Annotated in this window: 17 protein-coding genes and 1 pseudogene; 10 read left to right on the top strand and 8 right to left on the bottom strand. The window is 59.1% G+C overall.

Going from position 1 to position 20995, the window contains the following annotated elements:
- Positions 1–491 precede the first annotated feature (491 nt).
- A pseudogene (locus BKE09_RS12765) lies at positions 492–1334 on the top strand (magnesium chelatase domain-containing protein); the annotation flags it as partial.
- A 71-nt stretch (positions 1335–1405) separates the two neighbouring features.
- On the opposite strand, the gene BKE09_RS23515 reads toward BKE09_RS12765, so the two are convergent.
- Positions 1406–1570 carry a hypothetical protein gene (locus BKE09_RS23515; protein ID WP_157805914.1) on the bottom strand — a complete coding sequence of 55 codons (165 nt, stop codon included), beginning with the start codon at positions 1568–1570 and terminating at the stop codon, positions 1406–1408.
- A 550-nt stretch (positions 1571–2120) separates the two neighbouring features.
- On the opposite strand from BKE09_RS23515, the gene BKE09_RS12755 reads away from it, so the two are divergent.
- On the top strand, positions 2121–3569 hold the full coding sequence (locus BKE09_RS12755; protein WP_053093345.1) for a caspase family protein: 1449 nt from the start codon (positions 2121–2123) through the stop codon (positions 3567–3569).
- 1411 nt (positions 3570–4980) lie between these two features.
- The gene (locus BKE09_RS12750; protein WP_075675958.1) at positions 4981–5520 is read left to right on the top strand and encodes a hypothetical protein; all 540 of its coding nucleotides are present in this window, start codon (positions 4981–4983) and stop codon (positions 5518–5520) included.
- A gap of 133 nt (positions 5521–5653) precedes the next feature.
- Here BKE09_RS12750 and BKE09_RS23310 read toward each other — a convergent pair whose 3' ends face one another.
- Complete coding sequence (locus BKE09_RS23310) at positions 5654–5989, bottom strand: hypothetical protein (RefSeq protein ID WP_139319647.1); 336 nt, start codon at positions 5987–5989, stop codon at positions 5654–5656.
- A gap of 71 nt (positions 5990–6060) precedes the next feature.
- Here BKE09_RS23310 and BKE09_RS12745 point away from each other — a divergent pair, with 71 nt between their 5' ends.
- Positions 6061–7374, top strand: a complete 1314-nt coding sequence (locus BKE09_RS12745) for a DNA methyltransferase (protein WP_049462552.1) — start codon at positions 6061–6063, stop codon at positions 7372–7374.
- A 6-nt stretch (positions 7375–7380) separates the two neighbouring features.
- Here the strand turns inward: BKE09_RS12745 and BKE09_RS12740 are convergent, their stop codons facing one another.
- The 4 genes from BKE09_RS12740 to BKE09_RS12725 all read right to left on the bottom strand — a co-directional run bounded on the left by BKE09_RS12740 (position 7381) and on the right by BKE09_RS12725 (position 12279).
- Entirely contained in the window at positions 7381–8622 is a 1242-nt protein-coding gene (locus BKE09_RS12740; protein ID WP_139319646.1) for a hypothetical protein, read from the bottom strand.
- An 8-nt stretch (positions 8623–8630) separates the two neighbouring features.
- Positions 8631–9263, bottom strand: a complete 633-nt coding sequence (locus tag BKE09_RS12735) for a hypothetical protein (RefSeq protein WP_049462556.1) — start codon at positions 9261–9263, stop codon at positions 8631–8633.
- A gap of 52 nt (positions 9264–9315) precedes the next feature.
- The gene (locus BKE09_RS12730; RefSeq protein WP_075675955.1) at positions 9316–11331 is read right to left on the bottom strand and encodes an AAA family ATPase; all 2016 of its coding nucleotides are present in this window, start codon (positions 11329–11331) and stop codon (positions 9316–9318) included.
- 315 nt (positions 11332–11646) lie between these two features.
- Positions 11647–12279 carry a DUF5677 domain-containing protein gene (locus BKE09_RS12725; RefSeq protein ID WP_049462558.1) on the bottom strand — a complete coding sequence of 211 codons (633 nt, stop codon included), beginning with the start codon at positions 12277–12279 and terminating at the stop codon, positions 11647–11649.
- Between the two features lie 766 nt (positions 12280–13045).
- On the opposite strand from BKE09_RS12725, the gene BKE09_RS12720 reads away from it, so the two are divergent.
- The 3 genes from BKE09_RS12720 to BKE09_RS12710 all read left to right on the top strand — a co-directional run bounded on the left by BKE09_RS12720 (position 13046) and on the right by BKE09_RS12710 (position 15741).
- Positions 13046–13375 (top strand): hypothetical protein, encoded by a 330-nt coding sequence (locus BKE09_RS12720; RefSeq protein WP_049462559.1) that lies wholly within the window; start codon positions 13046–13048, stop codon positions 13373–13375.
- Positions 13376–13432: 57 nt separating this feature from the next.
- Complete coding sequence (locus tag BKE09_RS12715) at positions 13433–14743, top strand: hypothetical protein (RefSeq protein ID WP_139319645.1); 1311 nt, start codon at positions 13433–13435, stop codon at positions 14741–14743.
- Between the two features lie 221 nt (positions 14744–14964).
- On the top strand, positions 14965–15741 hold the full coding sequence (locus BKE09_RS12710; protein ID WP_075675954.1) for a hypothetical protein: 777 nt from the start codon (positions 14965–14967) through the stop codon (positions 15739–15741).
- A gap of 152 nt (positions 15742–15893) precedes the next feature.
- On the opposite strand, the gene BKE09_RS12705 is transcribed toward BKE09_RS12710, so the two are convergent.
- Complete coding sequence (locus BKE09_RS12705; protein WP_049462562.1) at positions 15894–16364, bottom strand: NIF family HAD-type phosphatase; 471 nt, start codon at positions 16362–16364, stop codon at positions 15894–15896.
- Between the two features lie 447 nt (positions 16365–16811).
- On the opposite strand from BKE09_RS12705, the gene BKE09_RS12700 reads away from it, so the two are divergent.
- Together BKE09_RS12700 and BKE09_RS12695 are read left to right on the top strand one after the other, a co-directional pair.
- Positions 16812–17174, top strand: coding sequence for a helix-turn-helix transcriptional regulator (locus BKE09_RS12700; RefSeq protein WP_342667146.1), 363 nt, complete (start codon positions 16812–16814; stop codon positions 17172–17174).
- Between the two features lie 170 nt (positions 17175–17344).
- Positions 17345–19192 (top strand): hypothetical protein, encoded by a 1848-nt coding sequence (locus BKE09_RS12695; protein WP_049462563.1) that lies wholly within the window; start codon positions 17345–17347, stop codon positions 19190–19192.
- A 123-nt stretch (positions 19193–19315) separates the two neighbouring features.
- Here the strand turns inward: BKE09_RS12695 and BKE09_RS12690 are convergent, their stop codons facing one another.
- Positions 19316–20206 carry a hypothetical protein gene (locus BKE09_RS12690; protein ID WP_049462564.1) on the bottom strand — a complete coding sequence of 297 codons (891 nt, stop codon included), beginning with the start codon at positions 20204–20206 and terminating at the stop codon, positions 19316–19318.
- 372 nt (positions 20207–20578) lie between these two features.
- Between BKE09_RS12690 and BKE09_RS23510 the strand changes: the two genes are divergently transcribed.
- Complete coding sequence (locus BKE09_RS23510; RefSeq protein ID WP_162292260.1) at positions 20579–20833, top strand: hypothetical protein; 255 nt, start codon at positions 20579–20581, stop codon at positions 20831–20833.
- The last annotated feature ends 162 nt before the right edge of the window (positions 20834–20995 follow it).

Below are 20995 nucleotides of genomic sequence, written 5' to 3'. Positions count from 1 at the left end.
TCGATCGACGCTCCTGCGGGGAGAATGTCCCAACTGGTAATCGGGCCGCAAACTGTCCTATGAACCAATCGGCGACCATCCAATCCTCGCTTGGCAAGCTCGGCCACAACTACTTCAGGAGGCTGGCGGTCGAAGCCCTTGTAGGCTGTGCACGCCTCTCCCGTCTGGCCAATGGGATACGTTGAACTCTCCACCCCATCCCGGCAGCCCGGCAGCCCGGCAGGCCCATGGCGAGCGAGAGGGCCATCAGCACGCGAATGCACTGCATTTCAGCTCGCTCCTTTCCGTTACCGCCCTGTTGTACGCCTTGCCTGACGCAAGACCTCCGAGACCGCCATCGCAGAGCCGCGCTGCACAGATCATTTGCCCTCGGTGCGCACGCTGCACCCTTTGCAGGCGGAAATACCCCGAGACGCATTGCCGGCAATTACCGATAGTCCCACGCAGATTACCTGCCGCACCATCAAGCGTCTTTCTGCAGGAATCCACACATGAGCCTGGCGCTGGTCCACAGCCGTGCCCGCGCCGGGGTCGACGCCCCGCTGGTGCGGGTGGAGGTGCATCTCTCTGGCGGCCTGCCTGCCACCCAGATTGTCGGCCTTGCCGAGACCAGCGTGCGCGAATCACGCGAGCGCGTGCGTGCCGCCCTGCTCTGTGCGCGCTTTGACTTTCCGCAGCGGCGCATCACGTTGAACCTCGCGCCCGCCGATCTGCCCAAGGAAGGTGGGCGATACGATCTGGCGATTGCCTTGGGAATTCTGGCGGCCAGTGGCCAGGTCGACCCGCAGTCGCTGCTGCAGTACGAGTTCCTGGGTGAGCTTGGCCTGACCGGCGAGCTGCGGCCGGTGGCGGGTGCGCTGCCCGCCGCGATTGCGGCGGCTGACGCCGGGCGCATCCTGGTGGTGCCGCCGGGCAATGCCGCCGAGGCGGCGCTGGCCGAGCACGCGGACGTGCGCGTGGCGCGCACGCTACTGGAATGCTGCGCCGGGTTGGGCAATCCCCGCTTGTTGCCACCCGTGGAGCGCGTGGACACGTCACCGTTACCGCTGCCCGATCTGGCCGACGTGCGCGGGCAGGCACATGCGCGGCGTGCGTTGGAGGTTGCCGCAGCGGGTGGTCACCACCTTCTGCTGATCGGCAGCCCTGGCTGCGGCAAGACGCTGTTGGCCTCGCGCCTGCCCAGCCTGTTGCCGGACACCGAGGAAGCCGAGGCGTTGCAGCTGGCCGCGATTGCCTCAGTGAGCGGTGAGGGGCTGGATCCGCGACGCTGGCGGCAACGGCCGTTCCGCTCACCCCACCACAGTGCGAGCGCGGCGGCGCTGGTGGGCGGCGGCTGTCATTAGTCACGATTGGCGCGACTAAGTCATGAAGAACGCGACTGGCTTTGACGAATACGCCTCTCTCCCTACTCTGCTGCGCCCACGCGAAAGCCAGAGAGGAGCACGAGGATCAGGGTGAGATTGAGTGCCATCGCCTGATTCAGGGTCTCGTGCATCTGGTCGGCGACCAATCTCCAGAAGGCAAGAAGAAGATTGGCTTGCCGCCGAATGAACTTGAGGCGTACCTGCACAAGCTGGCTTCTTACCGAAAGCAGGGCGGGGGGGCGGAAAGGATGCAACGTGACTGGCCGTGGCCGAAAGCGGTGACAGCCTCAAGATCCTGACGAGCTCTTCGCTTGAGCAACTTCAGGAAGATCTTCAAGAACGTGCCCGATCTCCTGCTGAGCAGCAAGATCACAGTGCCTGGCGTGGACCGACGCTTGGAAGTCGAGAAGATGACGAGCACGAACGGTGATACAAAGAAGATGATGTCGAATCCGTTTCTCCCACCCGGATGCATTCATGAGCGCATCTCGGGCCGAAATCAATTGCGAGGATGCTCGGGGTCGCAAAATTAACCTGGGTGCGATCAAGCGAGTTCTGCTGCGCGCTGTCGGGACGGAAGAGCCCAAGTAGAGCACCGCAGCACACGTTCGCTCTGCGCAAGCCCAAGCAGCCCCGCTTGCAACTTAATGGCAGGGTCTAGCACTAAGGTCATCGCCATTGGTTGTTCGTCCGACTATATTGCAGCTCCCCCTAACCAAGATCCAACTAGACAGAGAGTAATCCTTGAAAAAGAAGATGACCGCATTAGTTATCGGCAACGCTGCCTACGACGGCGACGGAAAGCTTGCCAACCCGGTGAACGACGCCACCGACATCGCCAAGAAGCTCGGCGATTACGGCTTCGACGTTGAAACGGTCACCGACGCCAACTATAAGGACATGGACAAAGCCCTGACGAGATTTAGGGCAGCTCTCGCCACCAGCGAAGTCGGCCTGTTCTTCTTCGCCGGCCATGGCATGCAGATCGATGGAGTGAATTACCTGCTGGCCATCGATACGCCGATGGACGACGAGACCGATGCCAAACACGGATCTCTGTCTCTAGACAAAGTGATCGAGACGCTGGAGAGGTCCAAAGTCGCCACCAAGATCATCATGCTGGACGCGTGCCGCAACAATCCTTGGAAACGCGAGTGGCAGCGGTCCGCCTCCACTCTTGGCTTGGCCCCCGTGTATGCGCCAAGAGGAACCATCATCGGGTTCGCAACGTCCCCCGGCCAGTATGCGCTAGATGGCAAGGGTCGCAATGGAACCTACACCGGAGCCATCCTCCAGCACATCGATGAGGCTGACTGCTTGATCGAGACCATGTTCAAGCAAGTCCGCAATACGGTGTCGGCGGAGAGTAAGGGAAAACAGATTACTTGGGAGCACACCTCGCTGTCAGGCAATTTCGCCTTCAACCAGAGCCTGAGCAAGCTCATCACCGATTACGGTCCCGAAGCGTTGGCCGATGCACTTTTCGTGATCGATCCTGCCAAGAAGTCTCACAAGGTTATCGCCGGCCTTAAGAGCCACAACTGGTACTCGCAGAACGACGCATTGGCGCTGATAACTGCAGGATCTTTGACCAAGGCGTCGAACGACAACCTGTTTGTAATGGGACGAAACATCTATCAAGCAGCATGCGGCGGCTCTCGCGCAGCCGAGGCCTTCATTAGCAACTTCATTGATAGAACAGCCCATTTCCCTGCAGAGAAGCGCAAGGCCATCTTGGACGGCATGTTGTTCGAGGTGTTCTTCGACCCCGATGGTCAACCTCGGACTGCGATCAAGGCCAACCATTTCAGCGAAGTTTTTGCCTTGAAAAAGCACAAGAACTTGCAATCGAGTTTTGATTTCATCGGATCAGCACTGGCTGCCTCCAACGCTAAACTCTACGCGATCCCAGGCGGTCCGCTTGATGTTTCTGTAACGATCACTGCAAAAGCTATCGCAAACGGCTTCCGTATTGAAGGAGTCTACGTCGATGGCGTGAACATACTCAGGCTGGAGGATGAAGCAGAAGCGTCGGACGACGAGGGGAACCCAATTTACGTACGAACTTCTGTCAGCCAGTTTGAAAAAACGTTGTCTGCCCAAATGAAGCTCCCGCCCTCTCAACTGAAATTGACCTATTCGCCGCCGGAAGCAGACGAAGCAGGTTCGCTCAGAGTGCGGGCGGGCTTTACAGTTAGCAAGTAGTGGGCCCCTACGGCTAGGCGCACCGACCAGATGATGGCTCGTACCGCTTGACACCCCCACGAGCTAGATCCCCTTACTACCGATCAGTGTCAAGCTCTCTTGCGACGTCCGCCCCCATCAGGGGGCGGAAATTTCTTACTGGACCGCGGCCACAACACGCCGCGCTGATTGACCACGAGCGAGATGCTATTCGAATGACCTGCAGAACCATGCCGAAGCCGCCTGAAAGCATGGCCTGTAAACGTTACGTATCTCGAAAGGCGCCTATCTGACTTTGCGCCGGGATGGTTGGCTTTGCTCGGCAACGCCCTTATCGCAAATTGTCGGAGAACTCCACCAGTGCTGCATGAAGAACGCGGGCCGGATTGTCGCTCAGCGCAGCAGCAGGCGTGGCGCCATCGAGAAGAACATGGGGCGAGAGGAACCACTCCCCCCAAGCCGGTCGTGCGTCGCAGTCCATCTGGCTCTCGCTGAGATGGCCCGAAGTCGCGTAACACCGCCAGTATCTCGACGAGGTGGTCAACTGGCCTGCCGTCGGAACGAAAATGCGTTCCAACCCACCGCTTGGGAGGGATCCACCAGCCCTGTTTGGCCATGGCCTTCTTCCTGCGGGCTTAGACTTTCTGGCAACGATCTCGATTGATCGGCTTCCATCGCGCCAAGGTTGCCGCAGGCGGCACCATGCTGGAGTAGGCCATCCTCGCGACTCAAGCGACTGCGCTCAAGTGACTGAACCTGGACAGCACCCGACCGGCCCGGTCATTGCCGTCTACTGGTAGTGTTGATGGTTGACGTTGGAGCCACAGGCATAGCAGCGCCGATAGGCACCTCCCATCCGGGCACGGCCGGCACGCTCGGGGCCAAGCGGCCCACCGCAATGAGAGCAGTCATGGCCCGCACCACGCTGCCACCTGTGCAGCCGGTAGGTAGCCGTCCCCATCAGCCCCAGGCTTGCGGCCACAAGGCCTGCAGGCACCAAGCTGGCCATGGACTTCAGACCAGCCAGCAGAGGGTTCTGGGGCCAGGCTGACAGCATGGCTACACATAGCGCCGCCAGGACCAACAGCGACGCAGCTGGACCGTACGCTCGCACCACCACCCAGTTTCCTCGTTCCATGATCCCCGCCTATCTCGTGGTTGACGGAGCGATCATCAGTATCAGGCGTCGCACAGCGTGAGATTGGACCGGCATCAGGATCGTCAGCCCAGGTTGACCATCCTCCGGCGGACGGCGCAAGGCGCACAGAGCTTCCTCGAGGCCACGCCCGCAAAAGGTCGACCTCCATCCGAGGCATCAACTCTTGGTGGTGGTCGGCTGGTGGGCTACGCCTGTGGGGAACCGCCCTACAGTCTCTGAAGGCCCAAATCTCTACCATCACAGACTCACTCTGGAACAGGGAAGTGCGACTGCATGGGTACACCGTATGAGAACCAGATCCTGGGTGCGTTCGTCTTCGCCCTTGGTGTTGAATGCGGGAAGGCAGGAGTGTTCATGCCGGCCAATCTATTCCAGCAAACCCCGTTGGACGGGACGTTCGGTGACCTAGTGGTCGGCGCGGACTGGTGTCTGGCCTTGGAGTTCAAGCGAGAGGAAGGGACCATCGACTCGGAGAAAGAGAAATGGAGCAAGGAAGCGCTCCAGGCCTTTGAGAGCGACACGCTGCTGAAAGTCGCCTCCCGCAGGGCCCACATGCTGTGTTTCAGCCGGCCCACCTCCGATGGAATCGGTCTGTTCGCTATGACCTACGCATCGGCGTTGGCACTGGGCACGTCCACGACTGAGATTGACTGCCATTGGCTGATCCAGGGTCTCGTGCGGCTGGTCGGCGACCAATCTCCAGAAGGCAAGAAGAAGATTGGCCTGCCGCCGGATGAACTTGAGGCGTACACGATCATGTCTACGTCCTCTGTCTATTTAACGCCGGGCGGGGCAATCGCGAGGCGATCCTGATCGGCTTTCCTTGAATTCCGCCGACGCCGCTACCTGATGGACCGCCAAAGTCCTGAATACGTTCATCCCGCCTGACAGCGGCTCGCCGTACCCAGCAATGCTGTCGACTCTAACGGGTCAGAAGCGACAGCGGCTATCCAACGGTTGGAGGCGTTAGAGCCTCTCCCAACAGGGCCTCAATCAGGTCAGAAAGGGCTCTTGCAGCGCCCGGATTGGCGGCCACCAAACGAGCCATTTTGGACTCCAAGGCGGGCACCGCGTTTATTTCTCGCGCGGAGGGAGCCGTCACCAGACCATGTGCATATTTGCACACCCTTAGCGCATGACCCTCCAGCTTGACGAACCTGCCGGCGGCGATTCGCGACACCTGCGAGGCGTGGATCCCTAATGCTTTGCCTATGCTGGATCTACTGACTCCCGGCAGCGCCAGAGCTTGCTTGAGCACGCCGATACCGGTAACTTTGTCCATGCTTTGAGTATGCAAATCTGCATGCACTTATGCAAACAGAAAAGGCCCCACCCAATATGCATGGAGTTCCGATGGAGTTGGCTCCTCAGTCCGCCCAGAGTCACCCCGACCTGTGCGTCTCCTTCGATGAATGGACCCGCGGAAGGAAGATCCAGTCCATTGGATCCAACGCCGGGGCCGAGCGGCTTCCCTTTCAGGGGTGGCACCACTTCAAAGAGGCCTTCGCGCCCGAAGTGATTGCCCGGGCCGTCAATGAAAGTCAGCGTGAAGTGCGCTCGTGCCTGGACCCGTTCGGCGGATCGGGCACCACCGCTCTGGCGTGCCAGTTCCTGGGCGTGGAACCGACCACCATTGAGGTCAACCCCTACCTGGCCGACCTCATTGAGGCCAAGCTCTCCAGTTACGATGCTGACGATCTGGCGCTGGATCTCTCACGAGTGGTTCGGACGACCAATGCACGTCGCCGGGGCTCCCTTTCCCGCTTTAAACACCTGCCACCTACGTTCATCGAGTCGGCCGACCAGGAACGCTGGGTCTTCAACCGTAACGTGGCTGAACGCATCGCCTGCCATATGGACGCCATCGATGAGCTGGCACGCCCTGCCCACAGGCGGCTCTTCAAGGCCATGCTGGGCGGCATGCTGATCTCCGTGAGCAATGTCCTGATCAATGGCAAGGGACGGCGCTACCGCAGCAACTGGCAGGACAGGGAAGTCTATCCCCGCTCGGTCGATCAGCTCTTCGAGGAGCGGTCACGTCAAGCTATCGACGAGATTCACGCCCATCGCATGCGCCGCCATCGCGGCTTCAACGTTCTGCGCGGCAATTGCATCGATCAGCTCGCCAACAGCTCGAAAGTGGACCTCTCGGTCTTCTCGCCGCCCTACCCGAACTCCTTCGATTACACCGACGTGTACAACGTCGAGCTCTGGATGCTAGGTCACCTGGGTGGATGGGATGCCAACCGCGATCTGCGGATGTCCACGCTCTGCTCCCACGTCCAGATCAAGCGTCAGTTTGCCCCCGCCCCCAAGGGCTCTCACCGCTTGAACCTGGTCATGGGCCAGCTGCGGAGGGTGAAGGGAGAACTGTGGTCACCGTGGATTCCGGAGATGGTGGGCGGCTACTTCCACGACATGAATCAGGTCATGGCCGGCTTGCACGGACGCCTCAATGAGCACGGCGAGATCTGGGCCGTGGTGGGCGACAGCCGCTATGCCGGCGTCCGCATCCAGGTGGCCAACATCCTGGCAGACCTCGCTGCGCCCTTGGGGTTTGATGTCGTCAAGGTCGAGCCATTCCGATCAATGCGGGCATCGGCGCAGCAGGGTGGCCAGCGAGAGCTCGACGAAACACTGCTTGTGCTTCGCAAGAACTCTCGCTGACATGCCTCAGGCACGGCGAGCTTGCTGTGCCGTTGAGTAAAGCGGCCAGGCCCAAATTGCCACGTCCAGTGCTTTGGCCCGATCCAGCTCGTGCGCAATAGCGCCTGAGACATCAGGCGCTTTGCGCATGTCATAGCAACACAGCGCTGCCATTCGGCAAGAATGGTCTTTACGGTACTTGTCTGCCTGATCGAGACCATCGGTCACTGCATCGACGTTGCTTGCGGCAGGTACCGGATTGCCGCTCTCGGTAAAGCTCTTGAGGACCTTCAACTCAAGAACCGCGTGGTGAGTCCACACGGAGGGATGGACAGGATCCTGTTCCTCAAGGAAGAAGTCGTACCTCCCCATCTCGGAGGTTCCCTCCTGCCTTACAACGATAGACCCGAACCCCAGGCTCGAGGAAAGGACCGCGTGGAGAATCTTTTGAACGCCCTTCTCTGCCAAACCAATCGGGATGCTCTTACCTTTATCCTCCCAGAGATCACGAGCCAGGTCTGACGCTGTCGGGGTGATCAGCAGCCTGCTGTGCGCCCCATCCAGCATCTTCTTGATGTGCTCCAACGAAAGCTCTGATGCATTGAGCGAGAGGTCATCGAAGGTATCCGGATCAGCCAAACCGTGCGGATAGGGGTGCTGCTTCCCCTTCCAGATCATTTGAGAGAGCGAGCTCTTGGCAAGACGGAGTCCTTCGTCATAGAACTCGTAGATATCCTTGTCAATCTGCTTGGCCGAAATCTGGAGGGTCTGTGACCTGACCGGAATCGACGTGGGGTTGTGCACCCAGTCCTCAATCGACACATCTCGTGGATGGATCAGCACACGACGCTGCGTCAGAGGAATGATGACAAAGGTATCGGAGTCTTCGAGGGTATCGCAGCAAACGGCCATGGCATCATTCAAAGACGAGAACGTCTCCCGAATCTGAAGGATGCGGCGCAGGTTCTGCGTTGCCAGCAGAGTGCCTTGCAGCCCGGCATCCAGGGCGCCGCGGAAGACCCGGTTCTCACCCTCGCCCATCGCCTTCAGACGAGTTCTTTCGACGTCAGGCGATTCACTGAAGACGATAACCAGGACCTGCGTGTCAGGGATGGCGTTGGCCTGCAACTGTGGCTCATTGGCATGCAACCACTCCTGGTACCACCCTGAGCACTCCTGCAAGAAGCGCTGCTCTTCGGTACCTGAGGTGGATGGATCTACGGTCTTGAGCTCATCCAGCTCAGCACCAGAAATGGCCTGTTGATCCATGTCCGCGCTCATACGCTGGCCCTGGCCGATCGCCGAACCATCAGCGACTGATAGGCGGCGACCACATCTCGCCGGTTGAAGAAGCCCCGCGCCCTCAGACGTTCATCAATGCTATTGAGACCACGCACCGTCGGCGTATCGACTTCGGCGGGGTCTTGGAGCTCCAGGATTTCTCCATGCTTTCGAACGGCCCGCTGATAGGTGAGATCCTCGTCCAGCGTCCTCTCCAGGCTGATCGCCTCCAGGTCGCCAGCCACGGGCCCGATCGCCTCTGCCGAGGCCAAGCAAATATCCAGAAGGAATCGATAGAGCTGATCGCCGGTAGCGGTCTTGCGAAGGAAATCGGCCGCGCTCAGTCCCGCCAACGTCGGTCGGAAAATACCCTCAAACTGCAGATCCCGCGGAGCCGGATGGGCATGGAAGTCGCTGACCTCAAGGTGCCCACCCATGACCAGATGGCCCAATGCCACGTGGGCCATCCGGTAGTAAGGCCCCTGCTCGGTCCTTCGCGCACGTTGGCGCAGCGGTTCAATGCCGTAGAAGCGTGACGAGGCGAAGGAGACGAAAAGCAACGAATGCAATCGCTGACGTGAAGCGGCGGGCAGGCCGGCCGCATCATTAGCCACGATCAGCAAGAGCATCCATCGAATGAAGAAGAGCCGATCGTGGTCGGCTGCTGCAACGATCTTAGACTTAGCCACCGGCGTAACCTCTCAGCTCGGCGGTCAGCTCGGCCTTGGCCTTCTTCTGCTTGAGCACACCTGGTTCTGCAGCAAGTTCCATCAGGTTGATCAGGCGATGGCGATCGCTCTGGGCCAGCTTCGCTCCCTGCTTGATTCCCAGCAGATCCGGAATCATGGTAGTTCCGTTGACGTTGGAGGTTGCAATGAGCTTGCTCTTGCCGTCTTCCGGAGCGAATCGCCGAATCATCTGTGCCGCGCGAGCCATGAACCACGAGTCCAGGCTGGCTTCGGGCGTCTCCATGACCAGCATCGTTCCGGCATCTGCGGCGATCATGTCCAGCAATGTCATTCGGAATGCTAGATCGAGAAATTCCTTCTGGGACTCAGAGACGCTGGTGGGCGTGGCCCGCTCGTGCGTAGCCAAGTGAGTGCTGGAGGTCATCGAAATGCGGAACGTTGGGACCTTGATCGGTACCGCACCGGTGACAATCTTGACGGACGCGTTGCGGGAGAACTCCACCTGCACAGTCTCGTGGAGGAATTCTTCGGCATACTTTGTCAGACGCTGGCCCAGATCATTCTCGTACTTGGCCATCTGCGAGCTCAGATCGGCGATCTGCGCCTTGTACTGCTGGTTCTTCTTGGAGCGCTCCTCGCTGAGCAGCTGGAGGGCCAACTCTTCGCTAGCCAGCTCTCCAGGCACGCTGCCATTGGTAGCCATGACCTCATTTGGCCACTGAACGGCCATCGCCTCAAGCTCGTGGACCAGCTCGTTCCTGCGAACGGCTAATGGACGGACCGCAGCCAGAGCAGCGGAATAGAGCCTATCGCCCTCATTCTGGGAGGATTTTCGTGCATCGATCTGGCTGACGAGCTCGTCAATCCGGGATTCGGCAAGGGCAAGGCTGTCAGCAGAAGCCGGCGCCTCGCTTCCCTTGCTATCTGGAAGCCTGCCATTGCATACGAAGCAATGATGGCCTTTGAGCCGCCGGTTGATCTCAGCCATTTCCTTCCTGCCGGCTTTTCCGCAGACGAAGCATCCAAGATTCGAGCCAAGCCCTTGCATCAACAGATCGCGCTTGTCGTTCTGGCCAGGTAGGATCTGCGCGATGTAGGCAGCGTCCAGCTGGTGGAACGCGTGGATCTCGATATCCAGCTTGTTCTGAAGATCTTCAATCTCTTTTCGAGCCTTGTCCTGTCCGACGACGATGGAGTTCACCTCCTCGTTAGCCGTCAGCAAAGCCTTCTGGACGTTCTCCAACTCGGCCTTGGATTGCTCGAGCTTTCGTCGTACATCTTCAACACCAGTAGTATCCAATCCAATGGCCGCAACAACCTGCTTGTGGGCCTTTAGGCGATCGTTGAGCTGGTACTTCCTGTTTCGGTAGTCACTGTCGATCTTCTGGATGTCTTTGTAGAGCGCGTTCAGATTGTCCATCGTCTGAGACTCGGCGAAGAGCATTTTGAACAGCTCAACCTGGGCGGTAGCGGACCACAACAAGGGAAGTCGCTCTTCAGTGAAGAACTGAACGTATCGAACGACCATGTGGTAGTCGTAGGCAGAGCTCAGACCCGCCAGCTCCGACATCCTCGACAGGAACTTGGCGTTGTCGATGTCCTTGATGGACTCCTTGCCAATGGTCAGCTTCAGAATGCTGAGGTCAACCAGGCTCCGCTTTATGACGACCTTGGAGGTGCCGATCATGAAGGTGAGCGTCGCCGAGGCCGTCGCGGGCAGGTCCGGCACACGATCGACGAAGAACTTGAACTTCTTGGTGTTTACCAGGCTTCGTCGGCTGGCCTTGCCGATATCCCGGGTGGCCGCCTTGCTGGGATTGCTCGCGCCTAGCAGCATCCTCAGGATCAGATTGAGCAGGGTCGTCTTACCAATCCCATTGACGCCGGCGATGACGGTCACGCCAGGACTGAATACCAGGTTGAGTCCCTGCTTGGAGATGCCGGGGTACAACGGGTAGTTCGATACCTGAAGCCGGTCCACTACCGGCAGATGAATCGGTGAGCGCATGCATCCCCCTGATGCGATTAAATGGTCTGTCTGTGACCGTGCGTTGCCGATGGAAGTCAGGGCCGGCCTCCCCCGGAGGCAAGAATATCCCTGTCGCCCTGCCCTTTCCATCGCCCTCGGCGAGTTGGTCGAGCGGATGTGCCACCCGGGAACCTCCCGGGGACACCTGTGCCGATTTACTGAGGATCCCTGGCTAGCCCGCCGTGGGCCAGGGCCCGATCCCATTCATATCGCGGGCCTCGGCTCGGCTTCCCGGCGACTGCCCTGCGACAAAGTGACGCAAACGACTGTCTCTGCGCGAGGGCCCCAGGCAGATCAGGCGGACGTCAGGGACTGGACTCCATCTTCCAACCAGGCGGCACGAGAAATGTCCATCAGGGCGCAGACGTCCAGCGTGATCTGCTCGAGCTCTGAGACAGAAGGCTCCCATACGGAGGAAAGCAGGTTTGCATGGGCCGCATGAAGGGACAGCAGACGGTACTGGTCATGAAGGAACTTGAGGTCCTGACCGTCCAGAAGGTTGTAGATACTGATTCCCGGCGACGTCCTGTTGGTGACCTCTGGATTGGCCAGATACTGATCCAGCGACGCCTTCGTGTCTGGCGTCACCACCTCCCTGCCCATGCGAGCGTCCTGCTCACCTGATTTTTGAAGCGCCTTTGCTACCTGAGCAACGTCGTAGTCCATCTGCTGCTCCACCTGGGCCTCGGTCAGACCGCCCTTCAGCAGCGAGTACATGTAAGCGAAATGCTCGATGGAGATGCGATGGACAGCTGCCGCCTGGGACGCGTATCCGGCAGTTGCCAGGATGACCACGACTTTGCTGTTTCCGATCAGCTTTGCCCAGAATCCAGCGGCATAGCGCTTTCCCGGAAAAACTGAGGGAGACAGGTCTTCGTAGAGCTTCTGCGTTGCACGTACAGCTTCGTCTGCCTGGTCCAATGACATGTCGCATTCCTTTCAAGAGGGGGATGTAGAGCCGTAACTAAGTTAAACGTGGCTTGTAACGCGTTCGGAGGCAGCCGCGGACAGAGCCGACCGGTCCTTCCGCTCAAGGACTCGCTCTCGCCGGACCGCATTCGGGTCTGGGATATGCACTCAGGGGATTCCGCAGATGAAACCAGGCTGCTCTGGCTATCCATTAGCGCCCATCGAGGGTCACCTGCGCTATGTGAGGCAGACTGGGCAGGAGGGCGCGGGCGACTGGAAGGCAGATCATTCCATCGCAGCTGAGGCCAGACGCTTTCATTGCTCTGGTAGTTCAGGCCATCCATATGCCTAGGTTCCAATCCATTGCGCAGTTCGTATTTTTGGTACCGAGACCCGGAGTATCGCCGTTCAAGCACCAGATTTCAGCCGTATAGCAAGAGCCTGCTCACGCCGGTCCATCCAAGCAGTAACAGGATATAGGCAACCGCCTGGTGATGCTGTCAGGTTTTACCCGACAGCCCGACCCCTTCGTCCTGCACCGCTCACCCGCCCGAGTGGATCCTGGCAACGGGAAAACTCAAAAGCACAACCGGCCGAGGTCACAACAGTGCCAAGTGTATCCCCGCCCAAGAGGCTGATACTTACCAGACTCTTACGATAAACCCACACTTGGGGTCGGGCGATGTTGCGCCCGGCGGAGAACTGATACCGTATGTAACGCTACGTCGTGCGATGCACGGGATACGTCGCAGCGCTTCCACCCAAAAACTCAAGGAACCAGCACATGGCTGACATCCGGAGAAGGATTAGCGACATTGCCTTCAAGTTGAAGGGGATCACACACAAGTTTAGTGATCCACTTAACGGTCGGCTCAAGGCTTTGTTCGAGGCGCTGACAGTGCTAGTCGCAGCGATTGATTCCGGCAACATCTCAGCTGTCCATGCAAATGAAATTCTCGATAAGCTCCTTGCCGCGCTTGATGAGCTGTGGATTGCCATGGACAGTGCCACCGATGCCGCATCAACAGTCCATATCACTGATCACCTGACCAATATTGAAAGCATTTTGAACGCCCTTGGCGTGGATCAGCCCGAGCCTCCAGGTCTCAAGTGACCAACGGGGTCTACCCTCAGCGCAGCGGATTACTCTTGGATTGGACAAGGAATGTCAGTGAAAGAAGTTCTAGAGCGTCTAGACAACCACACTTCATCGCGTGTCGCACGGGCGGTGGTCGTCTCGTTCAAAGCTGCTCGCACCAAAGGTTCGACGAAGGCACATTGCCAGTTGCTTGAGGAGCTCCTTGAACGTGTGGAAGACGAGGCCATCGCCGAGGCCAAGTATGCCGCTGAAGGGATCGCATATGAGGAAGCGGCAGACGCGCTTTCAGGACGGTTGGGGAATGTACTTCCCGCCCTCGCTCGGGCCGCGCCGACACGTTTGCGCGATCCACGTCGCACCGTCCAATTGCGAGCCGAGCTCAAGGTTCTGATCGATTTGATCGAGATGTTAAGGGTTGCCCGCAATCAGGCTGGCCAACCTGCAAGCTCCACTTTCGCCCACGACTGGGCCCGTACCATCCTTGTGAACCTGCCCGGGAACGTTGCACTGGCGCGTTGGCAGATCGCTACTTTGTCCATTGCGCTCTATCTCCTTGAAGCTGCAGTGACGGCGGAGAAGCATCCTGCGCGTCATACGGATATCGAAGAGCGGCTTTGGGCATTGCGTCACCTCATGAACCTGATTGATGCCACTCAGGATCCCGACGGTGCCGAGGATGATGAGGATGACGGCAAAGTTGGGGTGCCTTACGAGAACCAGCTCCTTGGAGCATTCGTGTATGCGCTTGGCTACGTAAGCGGACAGAGGTCAACGACCGTCCCGGTGAACCTGTTCCAGCAGACCCCTCTGGATGGCACATTCGGAGACCTGGTGGCAGGCTCGGAGCGCTGCCTTGCCTTGGAGTTCAAGCGAGAGAAGGGAACCGTTGAATCAGAGAAGGCCAAGTGGGCCGAGGGCAGCCTTGAACGGTTTGCAAACGACCCAGACATGATTGCAGCCTCTGAAAGGGCACATCTGCTGTGCTATGGCCAACCAGCGTTCGGCGGCACTGATATTTCAGCAATGCTCTATGTCCACGCGCTTGGCCTCACCAAGCGCGCCGAAGAGCTTCCGGCTGCAGAGATCATTGAGGGACTGTTAGCGCTTGCCGACTCGCCAGACCCGAGCAAGGGCATGGGACTGCCCCCAGACAGCCTGGAGCGCTATCTTCGCAAGCTCGCCTCGATCCGCAAGAAAGGGGGAGGTGGCAAGCGATCGACGTGGCTCGCTGCCGTGTACGTTGATGGTGGCTTGAAGATTCGCACCGCCACATCATTGTCCATGCTGCTTGGGCCAGATCCTGCGCCAGGGCGGAACCTCACACACACAAATTCGGCTTCTTCCCAGCTGGAATCGAGAAAACGCCGGGCACCGGGGCGCTAGATCACTTAGCAACAACCTGCATTGAATCGAATGCACTCGTTGAGTGTAAAGTCGCCTAGCAGCCGGGGCACGTTTCTCTGGACGGAGTTCCGTTCGTACGTTCCCAGTGCCAGTCCCTCTCTGCTGCAAGTTCGAGGTGGCAAGCGAGAACCGAGCGAGGATGCCGGGCTGTCTCCCAAGTGGATGCGCCGGCCTTGGCTTATAGCCCCTAAGGAGTACCAATGAGCAGCCTACGCACCCGCTACTCTCTAGCGCAGCTCCTGGCGCTGCAGGCCCCTCATGTTTCGGCCGTGCTGTTTACCAAGTACGGGGCCGACCACGTCATGGTACTTCCGGCGCAACCGTTGGTTGGGCTGACAGCGCTCATCAACCAGGCCGATGACGCCCTGCTGATGTCGGTGATCAAGGAAGTCGTGGCCACAGCCGGGGATCTTCGCGCTCCGATCTCGCCGAAGCACCGCTTTGACGAGCGCTGGCATGACTTCACGCAGTGCCTGCTGATCGACGGCTACATCGTCGAAGGCAGGAACATGACACAAGCAGATCCATCCATCGCCGATGCCTCCCCCATGGAGGACGACCTGATCACTGCCCTGAAGAGCGCAGCGCTTCCGCGTCGCGATGCCATCGTGTCCAGGATCAATGACTCGGCTGAGGCGTTTCGCCGCAGCACGCCTGACTACAATGCTGCCCTGACCAACGCACGCGTGGCGATTGAAACGCTGGCCGGTGATGTGGCATCTGCTGTTGCTGGCGAGCAACCCCATTGGGGTCCTTACGACGCGTCCAGCTGGGGCCAGGTCATCTCTTTTCTGCGCAGAAGTGGTGAGATCACCACGGAGGAGGAGAAGGGCTTGGCGGGGGTTTTCGGATTCCTGAGCGCAGGCGCGCACCGCCCGATGGGGGTCCCGGAGAATCAAATGGCCCGTCTGGGTCGATCCTTTGCCCTCAACATGTGCTGGTTCCTCCTTCAGAACCGGTTGGCACGTGGCTCATAAAGGTCGATGGAGGATCATCAACCCGTGTCGCCACTCTTCCAACGCCCAGCACATCCGGCTGGCCAAGCAGGGCTCAAACGGAGTAAGGCAAGAGACGACAACGTAACAAGGTCGTTCTTGTCACGCTTACCGGTGCTATCGGGTGCGCATAGCTAGATACTTCTAATCTTGCGCGTCGTCTGCTTGTGCTGATGCGCACCACCCACACGTTCGAGCAGGCGTTCCAAGGCGACGCTGAGTCCGTCATCATCTGGCGGATAGGGGGACCCAAACAGAGGAATCGGAACCCAGAGATGTTCCTGCCCAGGGTGAACGTAGGGATCGTGATCATCAAGCAATAGCGCCTCTCCCAGACGCGGCGATGCCTGGAGCAGGTCTTTGGTTTTTCCCTCCCACTTGATGTAGTGCAGTTCGGCGAACCAGGCAGGTGCATTTCCTTCGCCTACCAGCAGCGTAGCGATACTGCGAAAGCGATTTTCGGGAACTGTCGTGAACATCATCAACTGGTCGAAGTTCGCTTGGACAGCCTCCAGGAACTGGTAGAGCCCAGGCCTAGGAATCTGGCTGATGGCATTGGAGATGAGCGTCCCCTCAAGGTCCAGAGCCAAGATGGTGGGCTTCATAAGCTGCCTCGTACGTTGGTGCGTACTCCTACCTTGCTCCGCTGGCTGAGCGCTGTCTATCACGTGAGCCTACTGGTACGCATGGAGCGTGAGCCTACTGGTACGGCGTAACAAGCCCCTTCCCTGGTGGCGGCAGAGGATGATGCCAAGGCGGCTATAAGCATGCGCGACTCGTTGCTCGCCTTATCGAGGCGATGGGCCTGCTGAACTTGGGTAAGGCTCCTGGTGCGATCCAGTGGTATCCCACAGTTCAAACCCGCCGGCTGGTTTCAGGGCTTGTGTACCGCCGGGCCGGACCCTTCCTTCGGACAGATCAAGTGCAGTGCCATTGCCGCATTTGCGGGTTCATCCGGGACTGGGGATTCGTGGCCACCGACCGCGCATTGAAATGCGTAATACACTTGGCCCAAGGCAAGCGGCGTAGCGTCCATTTGCCCTTCTGCATCAATGCGCGCATTTGCGCGCACAACTAGCATAATTGTCCGTAACGAGCAGATTTACGCGCAAATGGAGTCGATGCCAATCCAGTCCGCTGGCGAGATTGTTGAGGCGCTGGGCCAACGCGTCAAAGCACGCCGGCTCGCGGCAAATGTCTCCCAAGCCGCTTTGGCGGACAAAGCGGGCATCTCTCGCCGGGCCTTGGTGCAGCTCGAAAGTGGTCAAGGATCCACCTTGCATACGCTCGTTAGCGTGTTTAAGGCATTGGGCTTGGATCACCAACTCAACCAGCTAGCCCCCACCCCACGGGTCAGCCCGATGGCCATGCTGAAAGCGAAGCGAACTCGTAGCCGTGCGAGCGGATCAACTTAGCCGTTGCCTTGGCCAATGCTGCCATGGCGACATCTTGTTCTGACTGGGCCCTACTAGACGCCGTTGGTCGACCTGTTTGCAGCTGGCCCTATCGGCCCCCACCGAGGGAAGCTCCTCAATTTTCGCGACTGCATGCCGCTATCAGGGCGTAACCACACCCCGCGCCAAGCATGACCGACCTCACGCACCACCCCAGCGATTCGCGCCTCTGGTTTATTCGGTGGATGGATCGGTTCAACAAGCCGCACAAGGCCTCAACGTCCACCGCAATCTGCTGCTTCCTGGCACCGCTTCCTGAACAGACGGTGGACCCGGCCGCGTTGAGCCCAGATGAGGTGGCCGGTCTTTTCGCGCAAGACACCGAGCTGTTTGAGGCGCATATCCAAGTAGGCGCGATGCCGAACTTCCGGGTGGGACAGGTCTTCCGTCAGGGCAGGCGCATCGGCGTACTGCCCGCGGTAGACCTGGATCTGGGTGAAGCAATCGCGCAGGGGGAGATGTCTGCCAAGTACGGCGCGGACCTGACACTGGACTCGGTGATCATGAGGTCATCCGGCTTTCCTATCAAAGCCGTTCCCACCCGTCAGCTCCATCTGGGGCACCGTACCCGCGCCGGCAGCCAGGTCCTGGTCGTGGAGGACAAGGGTATTGAGTTCATCATCCCGCGTGCCCTGATCTTTCGTAGCTTCTACGCTCGCTCCACGTTCCTGGCTTCCGTCTTCACCTCGTCGAACTGGAACACTGCCAAGCACCGGGCGCTTCTTCTGGACAAGGAGTTTGCCGGCCATAGGACAGAGCGGAACGATGAGCTCAATACCTTCAACGTCGTTATGCAACGCGGCATGCGCCTGGAAGATGCTCACCAGATGGCGTTGCTGCACTTCTATGACTACGCTCAAGCGCAGGCCAACGCGCTGTTCAATCCCATGATCAAGGCCTTCCAGGATACCCGGCCCGGCAAGGAAACCAGCTGGTTCGCCAACGCCAGACTGCCACTAGATCCTGCACTTGGACCTTACAACGGCAAGGTCGCTGGCTACTTCCTCAAGCCTCATACCGACCATCGCCGGACACTGCGCACGTTCCTGGTGACATCACTGGTCGGGACGTCACTGCCCAATGACTTCCGGCAGCCTGGACGCATCTTGGTCAATGACGGAACACTGAAAGGAGACGTGCAAGTCACCGGCGGACCACGCCCATACGGTGGCAGTCCTGGCAATGGTGGTCGCCGCCCAGATGACATGCCTATTGCCGATACCAATAATGGCTCGACCAACCACGAATCCTACGAGGCTCCCGGTGACTCGTTTGAATGGATCCAAGCCCCTGAAGCGATAGACCTTGAGAAGCGGCACAGCAAGAAGTACCAGGGCGATCGGAACAGGAACAGTCCTCCGGACACGGAGAACGGATCGCAAGGCGACCGTGACGGATCTGAGGGATCGGACACGCCTGTCAATGGCCACGTGGCAAGCCGCCGGGATGAAGAGCACTTCAATGAGTTGGTTCGTGCGATGGAGGCGATGATTAGCCAAGGCGTCCTACGGAATTACAAGGAGCTCTACCCGGACGACTCAACCAGGGTCGCCTCCATCGGTGCCCGGTCTTGCTGGAACTTCCTTGACAAGCTACAGCGTGACACAGCGCCGGCAAAACGTCTGCGAAGAGGATGGCAGTTCCTTCACCCACCAGGTAAGAAGTCTGGCGGCCTCGAACGAGCAGCCTTGGTCCTCGTAATCACATTGCTCGATGGCAGGAAGGCCTTTTGGATTGAGATTCAGACCCGCCAAGGCGCGATGTCACCGTTACTGATCGACGATGGCTCCCACCCTCAGGAACAAGTGGGTACCGCATTGAACATCATTGCTGGTGCTCGTGGTGCAAATCTGGAGAGAGAATTCGACCGGCCAGGTGCCGCGCACTTCTTCACTCATCGATACGTAGCAAATGGAGAAGGACCTTGGGACCTCAGCTGGCTGAAGAAGTTCTTTACGGACATCAGACCACCCAGGTAGAACGCGCCTTGCTTACTAAACATGGACTGCTCGCAGCGACAACCCTTCTGCGAGCGATCGGAAATCAGGCACTCGCTCGGACAAGGCCAAGCCTGGACTTGGACCTGCACAATGGCCCTATATCTAGTCTAGTAGACCGCACGCCCTGGCCCAGTGGCTGACAACCAAGCGTAGTGCAGGTGGCACCTCCACCGGTCCGTTTGTCGTGACCAAGTCACCTGACTCTGAAAGACCGATGACTTCTCGGGCCAATTCAGGTTCGCTGAAGCCAAAAGCGAGTGCAACCGCTTGGGTCAAGAGCGTCCGGTCCGGTTCGCCCTGTCTTTCAAGCTGCTTGAGTAACCGATCCAATCGCCTGGAATCCTGCTTCAAGGCAACTGGTCCCGGTGCCTTTGGAGGCAACGTCACTGGCCAGCCTAGTTCCTTCTGCACGTAAGAAACCCACGGCCCGATGTTCGTCCGAGCCCCGGGCTTGTCACTGAGGAATGCGACCAACTCAGCTTGGCCAAATGAGCCAGAGATCTGGAATCGCCGGCAGAACGCCTCTGCGGTGGTCACGTACTGGGCAACAGTACGTGGTGCGCGGCCCGACAGGCTCTGAGCATAGCCCTGAAGGTAAAGCTCCCAAGGCTCCCCCTGCGCGTCGACCAGCTTTGATGCAGTAAGTGATCTTTTCCGCTCCGCAACCCTCGCCTCGGCACTCACCAGGAATCCGTACTGCTGCTGCAGGAACGTTGATGCGTTCAGGTTTGCGCGCAGAGCCTTTGAGTCGAATACTCGTAGGAGATCATCTGCCTGCAACGGCGGCTGTGCAGTCATGTCCCTATCCAACTGCAGGAAAAAATCCAGGGAGCGCACAACATTGGCAGGAAGGCGAGGATCGCGGGGGCGGCGCATCCGACTCCACTGAGCGAAGCCGGTGAAGAGGTCGGCGACCCACTGTTGTTGGAAGTGCGGAAGGCGCAGCTCAACCTCTCTGGTCAATCGCGTTGCGATGCTGCAGGAATCGCACATGTGTCCACCCGCACCAGGAACGGCAGCCCCGCACTCTGGACAGGAGTGCGAGACAGGCGATGCCCCCGAACAGGCCTTACACAGCGGACGGCCGCCATCCTCCGACTCAATTTTTCGGTGCTTTCGGCATCTTGAGCAGGTGGCATGCCTCTGCTTCCTTACACAGACCGGACACGCTCGAACATCCGCCGGGAGATGAGCTGCTCTACTAAGGCGAGTACTCAGCACCTCGCAGATCCCGCAGGGCTCAGGCTCACGGAAGTAAGGCACGCAGCTTGGGCAGACCGCTATGGACTGGGCGGGGCTAAGCCTGCCGTCGGTGCCCACGGGAACCTGGACCTGAACGATCAAGGCCGCCCGCGGAGTAGGACGGTGACAACGACCGCATTGGCGCTTGTCGCGCAGGCATTCCTCGCATTCTGGCTGCTCACGTTCGGCACGGTGATAACGCGTGCCGGAACCACAGGTTGGGCAGCGACCAGGCACAAAGTGCTTCTCATAGCAGGATTGGCAGTATTCAGTGCCCTTGTAGATGCGATGCGCTTTGGCAATGACCCGCTCACAGCAATCGCATGTCCTTCTGCCCTGACTATCAGTAACCATCCCGCTTTCCTGCAATATCAATGAGAATCTGAGCGCGAATGGTACGCCAACCCAAACTTCTCGCCAGTTGGGCAACCCTCGCCTGTCGCAGTCGGGTCAGACTGGGAGAGCCCAGACCGTTCATCCGGCCAAGGGGAAGCTGCCGAACCTGTTGAGCCACCCAGTCAGGGCAAGGCTGGCGAAAGC

It is taken from the genome of Stenotrophomonas sp. TD3 (genome assembly GCF_001939825.1).
Lineage (GTDB): Bacteria > Pseudomonadota > Gammaproteobacteria > Xanthomonadales > Xanthomonadaceae > Stenotrophomonas.
The sequence above is the reverse complement of the archived record's forward strand: the minus strand, read 5'-3'. Positions and strand labels throughout refer to the sequence as shown.

Excerpts from the sequence above, each read along its gene's own strand:
- BKE09_RS12690 (WP_049462564.1), bottom strand. The coding sequence starts at position 20,206 with ATGTGCGATTCCTGCAGCATCGCAACGCGATTGACCAGAGAGGTTGAG.
- BKE09_RS12730 (WP_075675955.1), bottom strand. The coding sequence starts at position 11,331 with ATGCGCTCACCGATTCATCTGCCGGTAGTGGACCGGCTTCAGGTATCG.
- BKE09_RS12710 (WP_075675954.1), top strand. The coding sequence starts at position 14,965 with ATGAGCAGCCTACGCACCCGCTACTCTCTAGCGCAGCTCCTGGCGCTG.
- BKE09_RS12750 (WP_075675958.1), top strand. The coding sequence starts at position 4,981 with ATGGGTACACCGTATGAGAACCAGATCCTGGGTGCGTTCGTCTTCGCC.
- BKE09_RS12705 (WP_049462562.1), bottom strand. The coding sequence starts at position 16,364 with ATGAAGCCCACCATCTTGGCTCTGGACCTTGAGGGGACGCTCATCTCC.
- BKE09_RS12700 (WP_342667146.1), top strand. The coding sequence starts at position 16,812 with ATGCGCGCATTTGCGCGCACAACTAGCATAATTGTCCGTAACGAGCAG.
- BKE09_RS12735 (WP_049462556.1), bottom strand. The coding sequence starts at position 9,263 with ATGCTCTTGCTGATCGTGGCTAATGATGCGGCCGGCCTGCCCGCCGCT.
- BKE09_RS12695 (WP_049462563.1), top strand. The coding sequence starts at position 17,345 with ATGACCGACCTCACGCACCACCCCAGCGATTCGCGCCTCTGGTTTATT.
- BKE09_RS12745 (WP_049462552.1), top strand. The coding sequence starts at position 6,061 with ATGGAGTTGGCTCCTCAGTCCGCCCAGAGTCACCCCGACCTGTGCGTC.
- BKE09_RS23310 (WP_139319647.1), bottom strand. The coding sequence starts at position 5,989 with ATGGACAAAGTTACCGGTATCGGCGTGCTCAAGCAAGCTCTGGCGCTG.
- BKE09_RS12720 (WP_049462559.1), top strand. The coding sequence starts at position 13,046 with ATGGCTGACATCCGGAGAAGGATTAGCGACATTGCCTTCAAGTTGAAG.
- BKE09_RS12740 (WP_139319646.1), bottom strand. The coding sequence starts at position 8,622 with ATGGATCAACAGGCCATTTCTGGTGCTGAGCTGGATGAGCTCAAGACC.
- BKE09_RS12755 (WP_053093345.1), top strand. The coding sequence starts at position 2,121 with ATGACCGCATTAGTTATCGGCAACGCTGCCTACGACGGCGACGGAAAG.
- BKE09_RS12725 (WP_049462558.1), bottom strand. The coding sequence starts at position 12,279 with ATGTCATTGGACCAGGCAGACGAAGCTGTACGTGCAACGCAGAAGCTC.